The sequence below is a fragment of the Aquabacterium sp. CECT 9606 genome (assembly GCF_918741295.1).
Classification (GTDB): Bacteria; Pseudomonadota; Gammaproteobacteria; order Burkholderiales; family Burkholderiaceae_C; genus Aquabacterium.
The window spans coordinates 429,232-445,655 of sequence record NZ_CAKKNB010000002.1 but is presented as its reverse complement, the minus strand read 5'-3'; the positions used below and the strand labels follow the sequence as shown (position 1 = coordinate 445,655).

At 63.7% G+C, this 16,424-nt stretch carries 18 protein-coding genes; 4 read left to right on the top strand and 14 right to left on the bottom strand.

The window, feature by feature from the left end:
* The first annotated feature begins 41 nt into the window (after positions 1-41).
* The gene (locus LQ232_RS09730; RefSeq protein ID WP_230180122.1) at positions 42-1,268 is read left to right on the top strand and encodes a lipase family protein; all 1,227 of its coding nucleotides are present in this window, start codon (positions 42-44) and stop codon (positions 1,266-1,268) included.
* Here the strand turns inward: LQ232_RS09730 and LQ232_RS09725 are convergent, their stop codons facing one another.
* From LQ232_RS09725 to LQ232_RS09705, 5 genes are read right to left on the bottom strand one after another with little or no spacing between them, the layout of a single operon-like run.
* Positions 1,269-2,165, bottom strand: coding sequence for an SDR family NAD(P)-dependent oxidoreductase (locus tag LQ232_RS09725; RefSeq protein ID WP_230180121.1), 897 nt, complete (start codon positions 2,163-2,165; stop codon positions 1,269-1,271).
* 38 nt (positions 2,166-2,203) lie between these two features.
* Entirely contained in the window at positions 2,204-2,764 is a 561-nt protein-coding gene (locus LQ232_RS09720) for a DUF2894 domain-containing protein (RefSeq protein WP_230180120.1), read from the bottom strand.
* The gene (locus LQ232_RS09715; protein WP_230180119.1) at positions 2,761-3,417 is read right to left on the bottom strand and encodes an OmpA family protein; all 657 of its coding nucleotides are present in this window, start codon (positions 3,415-3,417) and stop codon (positions 2,761-2,763) included. Before LQ232_RS09715 ends, LQ232_RS09720 begins: the two co-directional genes overlap by 4 nt.
* The gene (locus LQ232_RS09710; protein WP_230180118.1) at positions 3,404-5,563 is read right to left on the bottom strand and encodes a DUF802 domain-containing protein; all 2,160 of its coding nucleotides are present in this window, start codon (positions 5,561-5,563) and stop codon (positions 3,404-3,406) included. The genes LQ232_RS09715 and LQ232_RS09710 overlap by 14 nt, the downstream gene beginning before the upstream one ends.
* Positions 5,560-6,225 carry a DUF3348 family protein gene (locus LQ232_RS09705; protein ID WP_256450036.1) on the bottom strand — a complete coding sequence of 222 codons (666 nt, stop codon included), beginning with the start codon at positions 6,223-6,225 and terminating at the stop codon, positions 5,560-5,562. The genes LQ232_RS09710 and LQ232_RS09705 overlap by 4 nt, the downstream gene beginning before the upstream one ends.
* Before the next feature lie 153 nt (positions 6,226-6,378).
* Between LQ232_RS09705 and LQ232_RS09700 the strand changes: the two genes are divergently transcribed.
* Positions 6,379-7,428 (top strand): putative solute-binding protein, encoded by a 1,050-nt coding sequence (locus LQ232_RS09700; protein ID WP_230180116.1) that lies wholly within the window; start codon positions 6,379-6,381, stop codon positions 7,426-7,428.
* A gap of 15 nt (positions 7,429-7,443) precedes the next feature.
* On the opposite strand, the gene LQ232_RS09695 is transcribed toward LQ232_RS09700, so the two are convergent.
* The 3 genes from LQ232_RS09695 to LQ232_RS09685 all read right to left on the bottom strand — a co-directional run bounded on the left by LQ232_RS09695 (position 7,444) and on the right by LQ232_RS09685 (position 9,766).
* Positions 7,444-8,316, bottom strand: coding sequence for a hypothetical protein (locus tag LQ232_RS09695; protein WP_230180115.1), 873 nt, complete (start codon positions 8,314-8,316; stop codon positions 7,444-7,446).
* 36 nt (positions 8,317-8,352) lie between these two features.
* Entirely contained in the window at positions 8,353-8,973 is a 621-nt protein-coding gene (locus tag LQ232_RS09690; RefSeq protein WP_230180114.1) for a PEP-CTERM sorting domain-containing protein, read from the bottom strand.
* Between the two features lie 127 nt (positions 8,974-9,100).
* A complete protein-coding gene (locus tag LQ232_RS09685) occupies positions 9,101-9,766 on the bottom strand; it encodes a glutathione S-transferase family protein (protein WP_230180113.1) in 666 nt (221 codons plus the stop codon).
* A gap of 42 nt (positions 9,767-9,808) precedes the next feature.
* Between LQ232_RS09685 and LQ232_RS09680 the strand changes: the two genes are divergently transcribed.
* Positions 9,809-10,483, top strand: coding sequence for a hypothetical protein (locus LQ232_RS09680; RefSeq protein WP_230180112.1), 675 nt, complete (start codon positions 9,809-9,811; stop codon positions 10,481-10,483).
* Positions 10,484-10,674: 191 nt separating this feature from the next.
* Here LQ232_RS09680 and LQ232_RS09675 read toward each other — a convergent pair whose 3' ends face one another.
* Both LQ232_RS09675 and LQ232_RS09670 read right to left on the bottom strand, forming a co-directional pair.
* Complete coding sequence (locus LQ232_RS09675; RefSeq protein ID WP_230180111.1) at positions 10,675-11,043, bottom strand: DUF1428 domain-containing protein; 369 nt, start codon at positions 11,041-11,043, stop codon at positions 10,675-10,677.
* Between the two features lie 150 nt (positions 11,044-11,193).
* Entirely contained in the window at positions 11,194-12,084 is an 891-nt protein-coding gene (locus LQ232_RS09670) for a LysR family transcriptional regulator (RefSeq protein WP_230180110.1), read from the bottom strand.
* Positions 12,085-12,199: 115 nt separating this feature from the next.
* On the opposite strand from LQ232_RS09670, the gene LQ232_RS09665 reads away from it, so the two are divergent.
* Positions 12,200-12,880: a glutathione S-transferase family protein gene (locus LQ232_RS09665; RefSeq protein WP_230180701.1), complete on the top strand. Its 681-nt coding sequence runs from the start codon at positions 12,200-12,202 to the stop codon at positions 12,878-12,880.
* A 656-nt stretch (positions 12,881-13,536) separates the two neighbouring features.
* Here LQ232_RS09665 and LQ232_RS09660 read toward each other — a convergent pair.
* The 4 genes from LQ232_RS09660 to LQ232_RS09645 form a co-directional block, all read right to left on the bottom strand.
* Complete coding sequence (locus tag LQ232_RS09660) at positions 13,537-14,322, bottom strand: SDR family oxidoreductase (RefSeq protein WP_230180109.1); 786 nt, start codon at positions 14,320-14,322, stop codon at positions 13,537-13,539.
* A 47-nt stretch (positions 14,323-14,369) separates the two neighbouring features.
* Entirely contained in the window at positions 14,370-15,404 is a 1,035-nt protein-coding gene (locus LQ232_RS09655) for a putative solute-binding protein (protein ID WP_230180108.1), read from the bottom strand.
* Between the two features lie 28 nt (positions 15,405-15,432).
* Positions 15,433-15,840: an SCP2 sterol-binding domain-containing protein gene (locus LQ232_RS09650; protein ID WP_230180107.1), complete on the bottom strand. Its 408-nt coding sequence runs from the start codon at positions 15,838-15,840 to the stop codon at positions 15,433-15,435.
* A gap of 65 nt (positions 15,841-15,905) precedes the next feature.
* A complete protein-coding gene (locus LQ232_RS09645) occupies positions 15,906-16,355 on the bottom strand; it encodes a tautomerase family protein (RefSeq protein ID WP_230180106.1) in 450 nt (149 codons plus the stop codon).
* Positions 16,356-16,424: the final 69 nt, after the last annotated feature.

Sequence of the window (16,424 nt, the reverse complement as noted above, 5' to 3'; positions counted from 1 at the left end):
CCAGACGATCAGCGCTTTACGAGACACCCCAAGGACAAGACATGACACGAGCACTTCTGGCCCTGCTGGCCACGCTGGCCCTGGCAAGCACGGCGGCGCAAGCCCAAGAGGCCTACCCCGCACCCGCCTCACCCCCGCCTTTGCCTCAAGAAGATGCCTTCTACCAATCACCCACCGAACAGGCCCTGGGCAGCGTGGCACCAGGCACGGTGCTCCGCTACCGCGAGGTCAGCGCCAAGGCCTACTACCTGTTCCCGGTCAAGGGCAAGGCCTGGCAGTTGATGTACCGCAGCACCAACCACAAGGGCCTGCCCGTGGCCATGGTCGGCACAGTACTGGTGCCCGAGAACGCACCGGCCCAGCAACGCAAACTCCTGTCGTACAACGTGGCCTATGACGCGCTCACCCTGCGCTGCGCGCCTTCTTACGAGTTCGTCAAAGGCACGGCGCTGGAGCAGGCCTTGATCCAGTCCGCGCTCAAGGAAGGCATGGTGGTCATGTCGGCCGACTACGAGGGCCTGCAGTCCTTGTGGACGGTGGGCGTGAACTCGGGCAATGGCGTGCTGGACGGCATCCGCGCCGCCGAACGCTTCACCCCCGCGGGGCTGGATGGCGTGAACACCCCGGTGGCCATCACCGGTTACTCGGGTGGCTCCGTGGCCGCAGCCTGGGCCAACGAGCTTTACCCCAGCTATGCCCCCGAGCTGAACATCAAGGGCGTGGCAGCCGGCGGCATCCCGGTGGACCTGGGCAACGTCGCGCGCAAGATCGACGGCAAGCTGTTCGCGGGCGTTTACTTTGGGGCCGTGACCGCGCTGACACGCGCCTATCCCGAGATCGATGTCGCCACGCTGACCAACGACAAGGGCAAGGCCATGCTGGTCAAGGCCAGCGAGATGTGCCTGGGCCAGTTCCTCACAGGCGCCCCCGATCCGCTGGTGGCGTTTGCCTTCCAGAAGATGAGCAGCCTGGTGACGGTGCCCGACCTGCTGCAGGTGCCCGGCGTGAAGGCCGTGATCGCCGAGAACCGCCTGGGTCAGCGCACACCCGGCGCGCCGATGTACATCTACCAGGGCACGCTGGATGAAATGATGCCCATCGCCGATGTGGATGGCCTGGTCAAGAAGTACTGCGCGGCTGGCGTGAAGCTGACCTACAAGAAGTCCTTCAACGACCACATCCTGCTGGCCATCACCGGCTATGGCAATGCCTTCTCGTTCTTGAAGGACCGACTGAACGGCAAGCCGGCGGCCAGCAACTGCAATTGATCAGCGGGCCTGGCCCATGGCCAGCGTGAGCTCTTGCCGGCCCTGCTCGGCCCCACTGGCCGGCACGCTCGCGCCATCCAGGGTCGCCAGCGTGGCCAGGTGCTGGGACAACTGCTCGGGCACATCGCTGCCCACGCCCAGGTGCACACCAGGCGTCATCGCGATGTGGGCGGCCGCGAAGGTGCCCGCCCCTGCGCCCAGGATGGTCCGGTTGGGCGCGCTTTCATGCGCCAGCACCAGCATCGCGGGCACCACGGCCTCGGGCTTGAGCAGATCCAGCATGGCTTGAGGAAAGAGGCCTTCCGTCATGGCCGTCGCGGCCGTCGGCGCCAGGCAATTCACGCGGATGTCGTTCTTGGCGCCTTCAATGGACAAGGTCTGCATCAAGCCGACCAGCGCCATCTTGGCCGCGCCATAGTTGGCCTGCCCGAAGTTGCCGTACAGGCCGGACGACGAGGTGGTCATCACCACGCGCCCGTACTTCTGCTCGCTCATCAAGGGCCACACCGCCTTGGTGCAATGCACCGCACCCATCAGGTGAACTTCGACCACCAGCCTGAAGTCATCCACCTCAAGCTTGGCGAAGGATTTGTCACGCAGGATGCCGGCGTTGTTGATCAGGATGTCAACGCGGCCCCAGGCCTCTTTCACCTGCTGCACCATGGCCTGCACCGCGGCAAAGTCGGTGACCGAGCAGCCGTTGGCCATGGCCTCGCCGCCCGCGGCCTGGATCTCTTCAACCACCTTCTGTGCTGCCGCGGAATGCCCCGCGCTGTCGCCCAGGTCATTGACCAGCACCTTGGCGCCCCGCGCCGCCAAGGCCAGCGCATGCTGGCGTCCCAGCCCACCGCCGGCACCCGTCACGATGGCCACTCGGCCGTTGAAGTTCAGTTCCATCAGGGGCTCGCTTTCTTGAATGAAAAGTGGTGGGGTGTTCACTTGCGGGCACGGCTTGACCGCGCGGGCTTGCTGTCCGTGAGCGTGTACTTCTGGTTCACCTGGTCCAACCAAAGCAAGGAATCGACCTGCGACATGAACTGCTGCAGGTAGTGGGGCGACAAGTCGCGCATCAGGCGCAGCGAGTGCAACACCAGCATGTGCGCATTGAGCGGGCCGGCGTTTTCCGGCCCACGGTCAAAGGCCTCGTTCACCTGCTTTTCAGCGGCAATGCGGGACCAGGTGTCCCTGAAGCGGCGGGCGCTCTTGATGTCGTCCACGGCATCCCGGCCTCGGCCTGCCTCGGCATCGCCCGGGTCCTGGGTCAGGCTGCGGATGTATTGGTTCAGCTGCGCCAGCGGCATCGCACTTGATGGAGTGCGAGTGGGCACCTTGCCCGCCACGCTGGGCGCCTGCGCGAGGCCTTGCTCATAGTCGGCACGGGCTCGGTCGAGCTTGTCTTGCAAGATGCGCCGCACCTCGCCCGAGGCCTCGTCCACACGGCGTGACAGCACCTCCAGGTAATGAAAGCGCACCGGGTCGAAGCGCTCGCTGCTCATGGGGCCGCCGTGGCTTTCGCATTGGCCGTCTTGGGCACCGGCGCCATCTCCACCCGGCGATTCAAGGCGCGTCCTTTTTCGTCCGCGTTGGAGGCCACCGGTTGCTCGGGGCCAAAGGCCGCCGCGAACACGCGGGACGAAGGCATGCCCTCCTCCATCAGCGCGCGCGTCACCGTCAAGGCACGCTGCGCCGACAGCTCCAGGTTGTCCGCGAAGCGCTTGCTGGCACTGTCGCGGATGCCCTTGTCGTCGGTGAAGCCGCTCACCATCAGCATCTCGTCGCGCTCGCCCAGGTAGACCAGCAAAGGCTGCACCAGGCCCTTCAGCAGCTGGCGCCCCTCGGGCCGCAACTGGTCAGAGTTGACGGGGAAGAGCACGCTGCCGCTGATGCCGATGCGCCCGTTGTTCAAGGTGACGCGGCCCGTGGCCAATGGAATGGCCAGGGCCTTCTCCAAGGCGATGCGGCGTTTTTCTTCCACCTGGCGCTTTTGCACTTCCGATTGCAGGTTGGCCACCAGGTCCATCTGAACCACCAGCACCCCCACCAGGATCAGTACGAAGGCGCCCAGCAAGCCCGCCATCAGGTCGCCAAACACGGCCCACACCGGGGCGGTGTCTTCGATGCCGTGGCCCTGCTCGTCAAGCTCGGACATCGGCGGCCTCACGGTGCAGTCGGCGCAGGTCTTCCACGATGCCCTGTTGCGACGAGATGCTCAGGTCAATCACTTCGCGGGCTTGCGCCACGTAATAAGCCAGCTGTTCATCGCTGCGCTCGGTGGAGTGCTTGATCGAGCTTTCAATGCGCGCCAGGCTGTCCAGCAGCTTGTCGTTGCTGGCGCTGAACAACTGCACCCCATGGCCAAAGGATTCGCCCAGGCTGGACAACTCGACCGCGCTGCCCGTGAGGTGCGCAGCCACATCCAGAGACTGGCCCGATTGCGCCTGCAGCGCTTGCGCGAACTGGCTGCTCGCCTGGTCCAGCACCTGGGTGGCCGAGGTCACCAAGGTCTCGATGGCCTCGCGTTGCTGCCCCGACGCCTGGCTCAGGCCCTGCAGCAGCACCGTGATCTTCTCCACCAGGCCGTTGCGCTCGGCCAGCGCCTGGTTGCCTTGCTCGGTGAGCTGGGCCATCTCCTGGCGCAGCTGTGCGATCACTTGCGCGGCCGCTTGCGGCACCTCGGAGGCCGTCTGCATCAGGCGGGTCATGGGCGCTTCGAGTGCCGTGCCCAAGGTGGCCAGGTGGCGGGCCATCACCGACTGCAACTCGTCCAGGCGCGCCACGGCCGCGTGCCCACGCGAAGCTTCGTCGTCGCGCAGCGCGCCCAGTTCGGTGCGCCACACCTGGGCCAGTTGGTCCATGCGTTCGCGGTGGTGCTCCATCCACTGCGCTTCAGACTCGATGCGCGAACGCACCAGCTCTTCCGATTGGTTCAGCAAACGCGCCACGTCATCCAGCGTCTGGCCGGCCTGCGCGCTGGTGCGCTCGGTGATGTCGCGGGCGGTTTTTTCGAGCGTCAGGCAGACCGCGTTCTGCTGGGCCAGCGTTTGGGCGCCCACTTGCTGCCACTCGCCTTGCAGCCTGGCGGCCATGGATTCCAAAGCGGCCGTCCAGGCTTGCAGGCGCAGCCCATCGGCCTCCGCCTGCTCGGCTTGCGATTGCGATGCGGCTTGCTGCACCGTGGCCAGCAGCGCCCCCGAGCGTTGTTCGAAGGTCTGCGTGAAAGCCGCCAGCGAACGGTCCAGGCCCTCGACCAGGTTTTCGCTGGTGCGCGCATGGGTTTGCAAGGCGGCGGTCCAGCCCTCGGACACCGTGCGGGCCGTGGCGCCCAATTGGTCCGACAGGCCATTCAATTGCGTCTGCGCCGCGTCGACCTGGCGCTGGTGCGCGCGGGTGGACTCGAGCGCGATCTGCGACATCGCGGCCTCGACGACCGGCTTGATGGTCTCGCCGGCCACCTTGGCGCTGCTCACCAGGCTGTCTTTCAGCGATTGCCCCACCTCGCCCGCCAGGCCGGTGTAGGCGGCAGTCACGTCGCGGTGGAACTGGGCCTGCTGGCCCAACAGCTGCTCGCTCAATTGCAGGTTGCGGCGCTCCAGCCCGTCCATCATGGCTTGCAGTTGCTTGACCACCTCGGGCAAGGCGTGCGCCTGCACTTGCAGCGCCTTGAAGCTTTCCTCGCGCTGGTGGGCGCGCGAGAAGGGCCGCAGTTCAGCGGCGATGCGCGCGTCCAGTTGCCGCGCCACGTCCAGCCGTTCGCGGCGGCTGATGGCCGAGATCAAGCCCAACATGGCGGACGCCGCCACGCCGGCCACCGAGGTGCCGAACGACAAGCCCAGACCCTTGATGGGGGCCGCCAAAGCCGAGCGGATGGCCTGCAGGTCGGTCGAGCCTTCCAGCGCGAACACGGCGCCCTTGAAGGTCACCACCATGCCCAGGAAGGTGCCCAGCATGCCCAGCATCACCAGCAGGCCCACCAGGTACGGCGTCAAGGCCGGCCCGGGCAAGGCCACCCGCTCGCCCTCCACCCGCAGGCGCACGGCGTTCTGCAAAGAGGGGTGCAGGCTGGCCAGCCAGGCGCGCAGATCGGACACGGGTTGCGCGAGCTTGCTCAGCGCCACCGCCAGGGACTCCGTGGCCTGGCGGAATTGCCGAAGCTCATACGCGCCCAGCACATACACAGCGGCGATCAGCACCGTCATCAGCAAGGCCAGCGGGCTGCTGCCCACGAACCCCACGCCCACCCAGCCCAAGACCATCAGGCCGATGGCGAAGGCGGCTGCAAAAACTATCCTGTTCATGGTGACTTCTTGACCTCGTTGCTGAATGCTTCCATCAATCCCACCACCGGCTGCAGGCGCACGGCCATCTCGGCCAGCAAGACTTCCTGCCAGGCTTGGCGGAACGTGTCCTGCCAGCCATCGTCCTGGGCCCGGCGCAGTTGCTCGTACCGCTTTTCAAGCAGCACGGGCACCGTGCCCATCAGCCTTTGCTCGCGGCCCCCGATCACCTGCTCCATCACGGTGTCCAGGTAGGCGAGTTGTTTGAGCCGGGGCGAGGCACGGGACAGGATCTGCCGCACGTGGGATCTCAATGAAGCAATCTTGGATTCAATGTGGCGCTGCTGCTCAAGGTAACGCTGGCGGTACGGCGCGTAGCCTGCGTCCGCATCAATGGCCTGGGCTGCACCGTTCGCCGTGATGCCCTGCACCAGGGCCGCGCGCACCCGCTGAACATCCTCTTCCAGGGGATGGCTGGTCGCGGCCCGCGCGTGCGCAGGCGTCTCTTGGGCAAACGCTTTGATCGACTGGTGAGCGGCATGGAGTTGGAGTGTGTCGAGCGTGCCCAGCCACAGACCCAGTTTTTCGGCCACATCCTGGCGGGACGCGTCCACGTCCACGGAGGCGGCATCACTGAGCAAGCGAACGAGTCTGGAGCTGCTGAAATTCCGGCGCAAATGCATTTCTTGGGTTTGCCACGCTGTGCTGTGCCGTGGCCAGGAGGGGATTAGACACGATCCCATCGCGAAGAGGGGCGATCGCACGTGCGGACGCTTGCGCGCAGGCCTGCATTTGAGGAAGTATCCGGGGCTGACCCCAAAACAGGAGACCCCCGCGTGAATCCATCGACCCGAAGCCGCCTGGCCGCCTTGACGCTGAGCTTGCTGGGCCTGAGCGCCCAGGCCGCCCCCACCCAGAAGGTTTGCGTCTACGACATGCTGGGCGCCTCGGGCGACCTGTTCAGCATGACCAAGGACTACGTGCTGGCCATGCAGAAATTTGGCGCGAACATCACGCTCAAGGGCTACACCGACGAGCGGCAAGCCACCGAGGACTACCGCGCGGGCCAATGCGATGCGGTCATCACCACCGCGTTTCGCGCCCGCCAGTTCAACCGCACCTCTGGGGCCATCGACACGCTGGGGGCCACCACCATCGTGCGCGACGGCAAGATCGACATGCCCGGCAGCTACGAAGTCGTCCGCAAGCTGATCCAGACTTACGCCTCGCCAGCGGCCAAAAGCCTGATGGTGGAAGGCGAGCACGAGGTTGGCGGCATCCTGCCCCTGGGCGCGGCTTACCCTGTCGTCCACGACCGGCGCATCAACACCGTCGAGGCCCTGGCCGGCAAGCGCATCGCCTCCTTCGACCACGACAAGGCGCAGGCCATCATGATCAAGCGCATGGGTGCCATCCCCGTGTCGGCCGACATCACCACCTTCGCCAACAAGTTCAACAGCGGCTTGCTCGACATGGTGGCCGCGCCCTCCATCGCCTACAAGCCGCTGGAGCTGTACCGGGGCATTGGCGACAGTGGGGCCATCACCCGTTTCCCGATCATGATCCTGACTTACCAGATGATCTTCAACAAGACCCGCTTTCCGGAGGGCATGGGCGAGCACTCCAGAACCTACTGGCTGAGCCAGTTCGACCGCGCGCTGCAGTTCATCAAGCAGGCCGACAACAGCATCCCGCCCACCACCTGGCAGGACTTGTCGGCCGAGAACGCTTACAAGTATTCGTTGATGCTGCGCGAGTCGCGGATCGACATCGCCCAGCAAGGCATCTACGACAAGCGCGGGCTCAAGGTCATCAAGCGGATCCGTTGCAACGTGAACCCGGCCGATCCGGAGTGCAGCACCAAATCCGAAGAGGAGTGGCGCTAGGGCAAGGCGGTGGCGTCAGCGCGTGAGCACTTGGGCGTCAAGCAACTGCTGGCGCGTGGGCACCCACATCTGGGCGAACGGCACGTTCACCACCTGGCGGGCAAACGCCGGGCTGACCCCAGCCTGCACATACAAGGCCTCTTCTTCACGCCGGCTGCCGCCTGAGGGACGCCGGCGGGTGGCAGGCTGGCGGTCTTCGCCAATGGCCCGCGCCTGGTGAAAGCCGACACGGGCGCCCTCATCGGCCGTGCGCTCATGGCCAGCCAGCAAGGCCAGGGTGCAGGCCGACATGCATTCTTGCGCCACATGGGTGTTCAAGTTGTGGGCCCGGATGACCTCGGCCATGCGCCGGCCCTCACCCATCCAGCCCCCGGGTGAATCGAGCACCACCGTGCGAACCACGCCCAGATGGGCCATCACGGCCTGGTCCAGCGCCTGGGCCGCGCCTTCGTTCACGCCACCGGCAAACACCAGCTCACGGTGGTCGCGGCTGAAGGTCAGGGTGAACGATTCGCCGGGTTGCTCGCCCATGGCCACCTCGAAGTGCGCGGTCATCGCCGGCCCCAGGGCGGCCAGTTGGCGGATCATGCCGATGCACCCCAAGGTCAGCGACAGGATCGCGGCCAGGGCCCAGAACCGGCTCCCGTCACCGCTGAACAGCTGCTTGATGGCCGACATGAAGGTACCCACCGTGGACCACACCCAGACCAGCAGGGCCAGCGGTTCCAGGGCCAACACGGCCATCGACACATAACGCACCGAGCCCACTGCCGCGATCTTGCCCACGGCCAGGCCGGCGAGGTACAGCAGCGCCCAAGCAACCAGGACCGAGTGCACCCAGTACGACCGGGCCAGCCCGTAGTCGCCCTTGAGGTGGCGGATGATCAACCCCGCCTGAGCGGGGCGCCTGTTCGGCCGGTTCAATCAGCAGGCAGCGCGGCGACGGCTGGCCACGCCCACCACGGCCAGACCAGCCAGGATCAGCGCCACGGATTCGGGCTCAGGCACGGCGGAGGTGTGAAGGCGGAAAGCGGCATCCGTCAGCCCAGAGACATTGACGCCGCCCTCGTACAGCTGAACGGCGTTGGCTTGACCCGAGCTTGAGGTGACATAGGTCCAGGGGTTGTCGGCGCTGAGGATGTGATTGAAGCCGATCCAATAGCTGCCGGCGTTCAGGCTGACGGCCAGCCCGGACACCGATGCCAGCGTGAAGCCGGCATCCTCGGTGATGGTGGCCACGGCATTGCCCGACGCGATGGTTTCGCTCAGGGATGTGGGTTGGTTCGCCCAGATGCGCCAGTTGGTGCTGACGTAAATGGCAGGCGCGCCCAGGTTCCAGTTTTCAAAGCCCGTCAGCACCGTCGCGGTGGTGAGGGTGAAGTTGTCGGCGATGGTCCAGCTTGCGCCGCCACACTGATTCACGCCAGACACGCACCAACTGGTGCTGGGGCCGATGCTGCCGTTGTCATAGGCCACTGCGGCATGAGAGACGCCGGCCAACATGGAAGCGGCCAAGGCGATGGAAGACAAGACGATGTGACGCATGAGAATGCTCTCCCTGAAAAATATAGATAGTTAACTTGAACAACGCACCAAGTGCGCGGCCAGTCTAATGACGACACATCGAGTTACAACCCCCGAGGCGCGGGGATAGGCAACAGATGAGGCGCCTTCAGCGCAGGTCAGGCGCCGGCACGGTGGACACGCCCTGCGCCAGGGCAGCGTCATGCTGTACGGCCAGGGCCCGCAGATAGGCTGGGCGCCGCTGCAGGCCTTGCCAGTAATCCTGAACCGCCGGCTTGAACCGCTCGGCCAGGCCCAGGTGGGTGGCCAGCAACAAGGCATAACCCACCGACACATCGGCCGCCGTGAAGCGGCCCGCGCACACAAACGCTTCCTGCGCCAGCAGCGGCTCCAGCGTGCGCAGCCGGGCCAGGAACCACTTGGCGTAGTCCTCGGCCACCTGTGGCTGGCGGCGTTCAGGTGATTCGAAGTGCGCATACCGCAGGATCAGGGTCTGCGGGAAGGTGAGCGTGGCTTCGCCAAAGTGCAGATAGTTAAGGTAGGCCGCATAAGCCGGCTGATCAGGCGCCACGTCCATGCCCGCGGCCGGGTAGCGCGCGGCCAGGTACTGGCAGATGGCCGCCGACTCGGTCATGCACGCGCCGCCATCGAACAGCGTCGGCACGGTGCCCAGCGGGTTGAGCTGCAAGTAGGCCGCGTCATGCACACGCGGCGGGAAGGGCAGCATTTTCAGTTCGTAAGACAAGCCCAATTCTTCGAGCATCCACAAGGGGCGGAAGGAACGGGCGCTGACGCAATGGTGAAGTGTGATCATGGGCATCCAGTATGCTTGACCAGACCCCTTCTTGAGCCCGCCATGAACAGACTGCACTCGGAGTTGCAACGCCTTTACCGCCTTGATGCCACGGCATCAGGGCCCGCCCCGGCCCAGGCTGATGAGCCCGTGCACGCCATGGTGCTGACCTTGTCCAAGCCTGCCGATTGGGCCACGCTGTCGGCGGTGTGGCAAGGGGTTCAATCCGAGCTGGACTTGCCCGCACCGGCCATCGCGGTCTCGGGTGTCGATGGCTACCAGCTGTGGTTCTCGCTGGCCCAGCCCCGGCCCGCGGCCCAGGCCATGGGCTTCCTGGAAGCCTTGCGCCGGCGCTACCTGCCCGAGGTGGCGCGTGACCGCGTTGGCCTGAGCGTGTCGCCACCCACGGTGCCGGCCCAACAGGCCCAGCCAGACCATTGGTCGGCCTTCGTGGCCCCTGACCTGGCACCCGTGTTCGCCGACACGCCCTGGCTGGACATCCCGCCCAACCCCGATGGCCAAGCCGACCTGCTGGCGCGCCTGCACAGCATCAAGCCAGCTGACTGGCAGCGTGCGCTGGCCGAACTTCAGCCGGTGCAAAAAGCAGGGGCCGATGTGGCTTCGTCAGCGAGCACGCGCTCACCGCACGCCTTCCTGCTGTCGGTGATGAACGATGAAGCCCTGGATCTGAGCCTGCGCATCCAGGCCGCGCAAGCGCTGCTGCCCTATGTCTCTTGAACCTCGCAGGGTTCTGCAGCGGTCAGTGGCGTCAATGGCCCGCGCCTGTTCGACGGCAGGCTCCGACATGGCCGCTTCAGGGCGCCTCACCACATCGAGGATCTGCCCACCCAACATGCGCGATGTCCCAGAGCCACCCGCCTGCGGCCGACCATTTGCGCCAGACGTCCGCCCGTGTCGTCCCCCGCCGCTCAAGCCTTCACTTCGACCACCTGTTCGAAGCCGCCAAAGATCATGCGTTTGCCGTCGAAGGGCATGGGCGGGTTGCCGGGTGTGGTCGGATCCATGCGCGGGTCTTCCATCATCTTCTTCATGCCTGCGTCGCGCGTCGCCTTGTCCGGCCATTCGACCCATGAAAAGGCCACCGTCTCCTCGGCCGTGGCCTGGACTGCACGGCGGAAATCGGTCACTTTGCCGTCGGGGACATCATCGCCCCAACCTTCGATCACACGGATCGCGCCCAGCTCGATGAACATCGAGTCGAAATGGCGCGCGTGGTCGATGAACTTCTGCTTGTTGGCGGTGGGGACCGCGATCACGAAACCATCGATGTATGACATGTCTTCACTCCTGTTAAGTTGAACAGTGGGTGCGCCCGTCTGAGAGCACCTCGCATCCCATCGACGAACGACGGGAAGCAAAATCGACATAAGCGTGCCCGGCGAGAAGGCATGTGCCCAGCGACGGGGATGGGGCGATTCAATGAACCCTCAATTGAGGCCCAGGTTGATGCGTGCGATCAGATGCGCATAGACCGTACTCACCCGACGCGAATGCCGCGACTCGGGATGCGCCAGCAACCACAGGTCCGTCTCGCATTCGGGCAGAACATCCGTCAGTTGCATAAGATCTGTACGCTCCGCTGTTAAGAACAAGGGCAGAACGCCCACACCCAAGCCTCGTGCCACGAACTCCAGCACGGTCAAGATGCTGTGCACCCGATACAGCGGTGTGATTTTGGGGAAATTTCGCTTGCGCCAAACCACGGAGGGGTGATCCGGCAACGCGTCATCTGGCGCCACCCACGGGCACTTTCCTGACGACACCTCGGAAAAGTGCTTCACCGGCCCCGACTTGGCGGCGAACACGGCCACTCGCAAAACGCCGAGGTGTTTGCCAATCAAGTGCTGTGGGGGCTGCTTGGTGGCCCGCACTGCAATGTCCGCATCCCGCCGCGTCAAGCTCACCAGTTCATTGCCCGTGTGAAGCTCATAGGCAAGCAGAGGATGCGCCACATGGAGATCGGCCAGCGACGGGGCGATCAAACCATGCAAGATGGAATCGGTGGTGGTAATGCGCACGTTGCCCGACACCTGCTCCGGCACGGTCTGAGCAACGGCGCGGGCTGACTCCAGCACGGTTTCCATCTGCTCGGCGTTTTCCACGAGCATCTGTGCCATCGGCAGCGGCACATAGCCAGCGCGAGAACGCTCGAACAAAGGCTGGCCCAAGCCTCTTTCCAAGCGCTGAAGGGCCCGAAATACGGTCGAAGCGTCAACCCCCAAACGCTCTCCGGCATTGGCCAACGTGCCCGCCCGCACGACGGATAGCACGAGCTCCAGGTCTACCGCGGTCAACTTGTATTGCAACGGTGCATTCATGGCTTGCAATTTCGCCTATTTATATTGCGCCAGCACAATCCTACACTGCGACCACTTCACCACCGCCGGAAATACCATGCCGATCCAACATGACATTCGCGTAAGCGGAGCGCCCATGGCTCAGTCTTTGGTCTTGGTCAGTCACAAGCTCTGCCCCTATGTGCAACGCGCAGCCATCGTGCTGCGGGAAAAGCAAGTCCCGTTCGAGCGCAGGGATGTGGACCTTGCCAACAAACCGGATTGGTTCAAACAGGCGTCGCCACTGGGCAAGACGCCGGTGCTGTTGGTCGATGGCGAGGCTCTCTTCGAATCGGCAGTGATCTGCGAGTACCTTGATGAAACGTGCCTGCCACACATCCACCCCAGCGACCCCTTGGAACGTGCCAGACACCGCTCTTACATGGAGTTTGGCTCGTCCATCCTGAGCGGCATCGCCAGCTTCTACAACGCGGTGTCGGAAGAGTCGCTGCAAAAGCAGGCGGAAGAAATCAAGGCCCGGTTCGCGCAGATGAACAGGGTGCTGGGTGACGGCCCTTTTTTCATGGGCGACCACTTCAGCATGGTCGATGCCGTGTTTGGACCCGTCTTCAGGTATTTCGACGTGTTCGAACAGATCGATGACTTCGGATTCTTCAACCAGATGCCCAAAGTGAATGCCTGGCGGCGGCAATTGGAGAGCCGCCCGTCGGTAAAGCAAGCAGTCAGTCCTCAATACCCAGCATGGCTGCGTACTTTTCTCATTGAGAGGAACTCCGCACTGTCCAAACGCATGGTCAGCAAATTCGAAATTAGATGAAGCCGAGGTAGGCAGTCGCTGTCCACTTTGGCACTCCCCTCGGGCAGGGGTTCACCTGGGCATCGTTGACTGCACTGGTCCGTGAATCTGTGAAGGCATCGACGCCGAGCCGCACCTCCGTCCTTGGATTGTTCGAAAGTGGCGCGACGCTTCCGGAAGAAGCGAACATGGTCAAAAGCCTTTTGAGGGTGCTGAGAGAAGCCCATCCCGAAATGGACATTGCAGTTGCGCTGAATCACTGACCGCGCTCAGCATGGCGCGGGCGCTCGACCCTGGACCCATCGATTTGGCAACAACTCGTCGATGTCGCAGGCTCGCTGAGTCGGCAACGGCATGGACGGCATCTTTGAAAAAAGGCGAGGCTGCGAATATGACTTGGCCGAAGGATCTCGTGGATCTCCTCCAAGCCCAGTGATCGGCCGCTGTGCGAGGCGCAGCTGACTAGGTGCTGCGGTTGGGCGGTATGCTGTTTCCTAGCGTGCAGCCAATGCTGATCATCTTCAGCCAGACTTGGAGTTGCCCCAACTGCCGGGCCCCGTATCAGAGGGCAGTCGGCCTAAGCAAATGGCGTCCGCGAACGCAGTTCTCGGCGATGCCATGACCCTGATGGTGTTCGTTACAGCGGAGATTCTGGGCGGGGCTCTTGATAGCCGCGATCATCCATTCATCGCGCGAGACATGAACGCCTGGTGCATCCACCGCGGTGTTGCCCACGTCAGGACCACCAGCGCTTTGTTCGCCCATCCAGCCACAATGCTGATGCGGCCGGCTTCCAAGGCGCGAATACCGGCGCGTACAACGGGGGCTGGCTGCATCATCAGCTGACTCAGCACCGGAGTGATCCTCTGCTTTGCTGCGGCTGCAAAGCCGGTATCCGACATGCCTGGGCACAGTGTCGTCACCGTTATGCCATCGCGCTTGAGCTCACGATGCAGCGCTTCACCCAGACGCAGGACGTAGGCCTTGGCGGCGGCGTAGACGGCGAAGTTCTGCACGCCCTGGTAAGCCAACAGGCTGGCCACCAGCAAGATTTTTCCGCGCCCGCGCGCCCGCATGTCTTGGGCGAACAAGTGGGTCATCGCCGTCAGGCTCGCGACATCAAGCTGCACCATCTCCAGCGTCGCCTCAAGTCGACTCTCGACAAACCGGCCTTGCAATCCATGGCCGGCGTTGTTGATCAGGATGTCAATGGCGACGCCTTGCTGCTGAAGGCGATCATGGAGTCGGCCGACAGCAGCCAGGTCCGAGAGATCGACCTGCTCCACCAAGACGTCAATGTGGTATTGGCCGCGCAGCGCCTCGGCGAGTGCTTGCATCCGGTCCAGCCGGCGCGCTACGAGGACCAGTGAGCGCCCTTGCTGGGCATATTGGCGGGCAAATTCCTCGCCAAAGCCGCTCGATGCGCCCGTGATGAGCACCCATGAGTTTTCAGTCGTGGTCATTTTTCCTGCCTGTCAATATTAAAAGGGCTGCGGAACCAACGCCAGGGTCAGTCCACTTCGGTGGCAACGGCGCATTCAGCGTTGACAGGGCTACCTGCGCAACGGGCCTTCTTGAGCATGTTCAAGGTGCGTTTGGCGTACAGCCCCTGCTTCGCCCCGATGAGTCGCCCCTCTTTCAATGACGCCACATAGCTCGCCAGGACGGCGGGTTCCACTTCTGTCCACACCTTCGCTGGAATGGATGCCTCGGCCCGCTGGATGTTTTGCATCTGGCGCTCAAACTGAGCCAACCAGAATTGCCTGGATGCCTCGCCAAAGCCCTGAGGCAGCTTGTCTGCGTTGAACAGCATCTGCACGGTTGGGAACATGGCCGGCACGCGAACCACCGCGCCTTGAGTTCCCATGCCCTTGGAAAGCTCAAATGGCCTGTAAGTCAGGGCTGGGAGGTGGATCATGTCAACCATGCCGTTGTTGAATTTGGTGCCCACGCTGGCGACATCGACGGATATCGCTTGAGCGCCCAATTGCTGAATCAGCAGGGCCTGTGGCTTGTCCTGATCGAACACGCCGATGCGCTTGCCCGCGAGCTGATCCAACCGGGTGCTTGTGCGGTCCTTGATCATCGGGTAGGCCGCACCAACGGGCAAGATGCCTCCCACTTCATGTGCGCCCTCTCGCATGAGCTTGGCCGCCTGAGGACTGGACAGAACCGTGATCACGCGCCGCAGGGCCTCATAGCTGCCCGCCATGTCGACTTTGCCCTCTTTGATGACAAGGGCCGAGCCCATGCTGTCGATCGAGCCGGAAATCCCGTTGAACGGCCTCACCCGAAAGCCCGTGGCGACCACGCCGACACACTGTCCAGCGCGGTAGTCTTCAATCGCCACGCGCTCGTCGGTATAGGCCCGCATCTCGAAAGGCATGCCCAGCTTGGCCATGTGAATGCTTTGGTCCAGCACCAGGTTGTAGACGTCGCCTGACTTGCCCAGAATGTCCCAGACGCAAAACAGCGGCTTGCCAGATTGGGCCTGTGCCGACAAGGTGAACAGCGCAAGCGTGAGCGCGAAGGTTTTCTTGATCATGAGGTTACTTTCTTGGCAGCTCAGTCACTCAAGCCACGATCAGGTCTGTTCGTCCAGCCTTGCGCAGTTCGGCCACATAAGCAGGGAACACCTTCATGGCCAAAGGCAAGGCGCGAATGACACCCGGAAGGTGGCCCTGAACCTTCACGGCCCCGCGCGTGATGGCGCCCAGCATGTTGACCTTGCCCTGCCAGAACCGGTTGGCGGTGTCGCCGCTCATGCGCATCGTGGCGTCTGCCTGCACATCGCCATGCACCAGGCTCACGGTCTGGTGGGCCATGTCCATCACCAAGACCGCGTCGGGGTTCGTGGTCACCACCTTGATGGTGATGGCGGCCTTCTTGACCTTCTCGACGAATTTCGGGTCCTGGAGGGTCAGCTTGAAAGCAGCATCGATGAAGTGGCAGATCTCTTCTGCGGTGGGGGTCTTGCTCATGGAGGTCTCCTGTTGCACCCTGAGGCGGGTGATGGTGTACAAGTGAAGTCAGGTCAAACAGCGGATCAAGCGCTCGGTCGTTCCGGGTGCTCCCAGGGCACGGCCCGGTTTTCTGCCGCCCACAGGCGCTCGGCCTCCGATTCGGGGGGCGGTGGTGTCATGCCCTGTGTTCGCCAGAGGTCGAACGGCGTTTCATCGATGTGAACCTCCCAATCCAATCCTCTGTCCTTGACAAAGGGCTCGATGGCGGCTTCGACGGCCTCCATGGTCATCAGCCTGAGCTCGGGGGTGTCGACCTGCCGGGCGATGTGGTCCACCACGATGCGCACAAAGTGGTTGGCAGGCTCACCGCCCACCCAGATGGTGTCGGCCGGTCGATCTTCGAACAAGACAACGACATAGAAGCGAGGCAGCTCGGCAAACTCGACGTAGATGTCGGTGATGGCCGTGCTCATCGCCTGCTTGTCTTCTTTGGTGTAAGTTCCTTCAGGTGAGTAAATCTTCCAGTAGGGCATGGTGCTTTCCTTTCAGTGAGGGACGGAGTGAGTAGGGGCGATGGCTGGCGCCGGGGGCGCGGGGCCTTG

Coding starts and splice junctions, on each gene's coding strand:
- LQ232_RS09730 (WP_230180122.1), top strand. CDS start 42: ATGACACGAGCACTTCTGGCCCTGCTGGCCACGCTGGCCCTGGCAAGC.
- LQ232_RS09725 (WP_230180121.1), bottom strand. CDS start 2,165: ATGGAACTGAACTTCAACGGCCGAGTGGCCATCGTGACGGGTGCCGGC.
- LQ232_RS09720 (WP_230180120.1), bottom strand. CDS start 2,764: ATGAGCAGCGAGCGCTTCGACCCGGTGCGCTTTCATTACCTGGAGGTG.
- LQ232_RS09715 (WP_230180119.1), bottom strand. CDS start 3,417: ATGTCCGAGCTTGACGAGCAGGGCCACGGCATCGAAGACACCGCCCCG.
- LQ232_RS09710 (WP_230180118.1), bottom strand. CDS start 5,563: ATGAACAGGATAGTTTTTGCAGCCGCCTTCGCCATCGGCCTGATGGTC.
- LQ232_RS09705 (WP_256450036.1), bottom strand. CDS start 6,225: ATGCATTTGCGCCGGAATTTCAGCAGCTCCAGACTCGTTCGCTTGCTC.
- LQ232_RS09690 (WP_230180114.1), bottom strand. CDS start 8,973: ATGCGTCACATCGTCTTGTCTTCCATCGCCTTGGCCGCTTCCATGTTG.
- LQ232_RS09685 (WP_230180113.1), bottom strand. CDS start 9,766: ATGATCACACTTCACCATTGCGTCAGCGCCCGTTCCTTCCGCCCCTTG.
- LQ232_RS09680 (WP_230180112.1), top strand. CDS start 9,809: ATGAACAGACTGCACTCGGAGTTGCAACGCCTTTACCGCCTTGATGCC.
- LQ232_RS09675 (WP_230180111.1), bottom strand. CDS start 11,043: ATGTCATACATCGATGGTTTCGTGATCGCGGTCCCCACCGCCAACAAG.
- LQ232_RS09670 (WP_230180110.1), bottom strand. CDS start 12,084: ATGAATGCACCGTTGCAATACAAGTTGACCGCGGTAGACCTGGAGCTC.
- LQ232_RS09665 (WP_230180701.1), top strand. CDS start 12,200: ATGGCTCAGTCTTTGGTCTTGGTCAGTCACAAGCTCTGCCCCTATGTG.
- LQ232_RS09660 (WP_230180109.1), bottom strand. CDS start 14,322: ATGACCACGACTGAAAACTCATGGGTGCTCATCACGGGCGCATCGAGC.
- LQ232_RS09655 (WP_230180108.1), bottom strand. CDS start 15,404: ATGATCAAGAAAACCTTCGCGCTCACGCTTGCGCTGTTCACCTTGTCG.
- LQ232_RS09650 (WP_230180107.1), bottom strand. CDS start 15,840: ATGAGCAAGACCCCCACCGCAGAAGAGATCTGCCACTTCATCGATGCT.
- LQ232_RS09645 (WP_230180106.1), bottom strand. CDS start 16,355: ATGCCCTACTGGAAGATTTACTCACCTGAAGGAACTTACACCAAAGAA.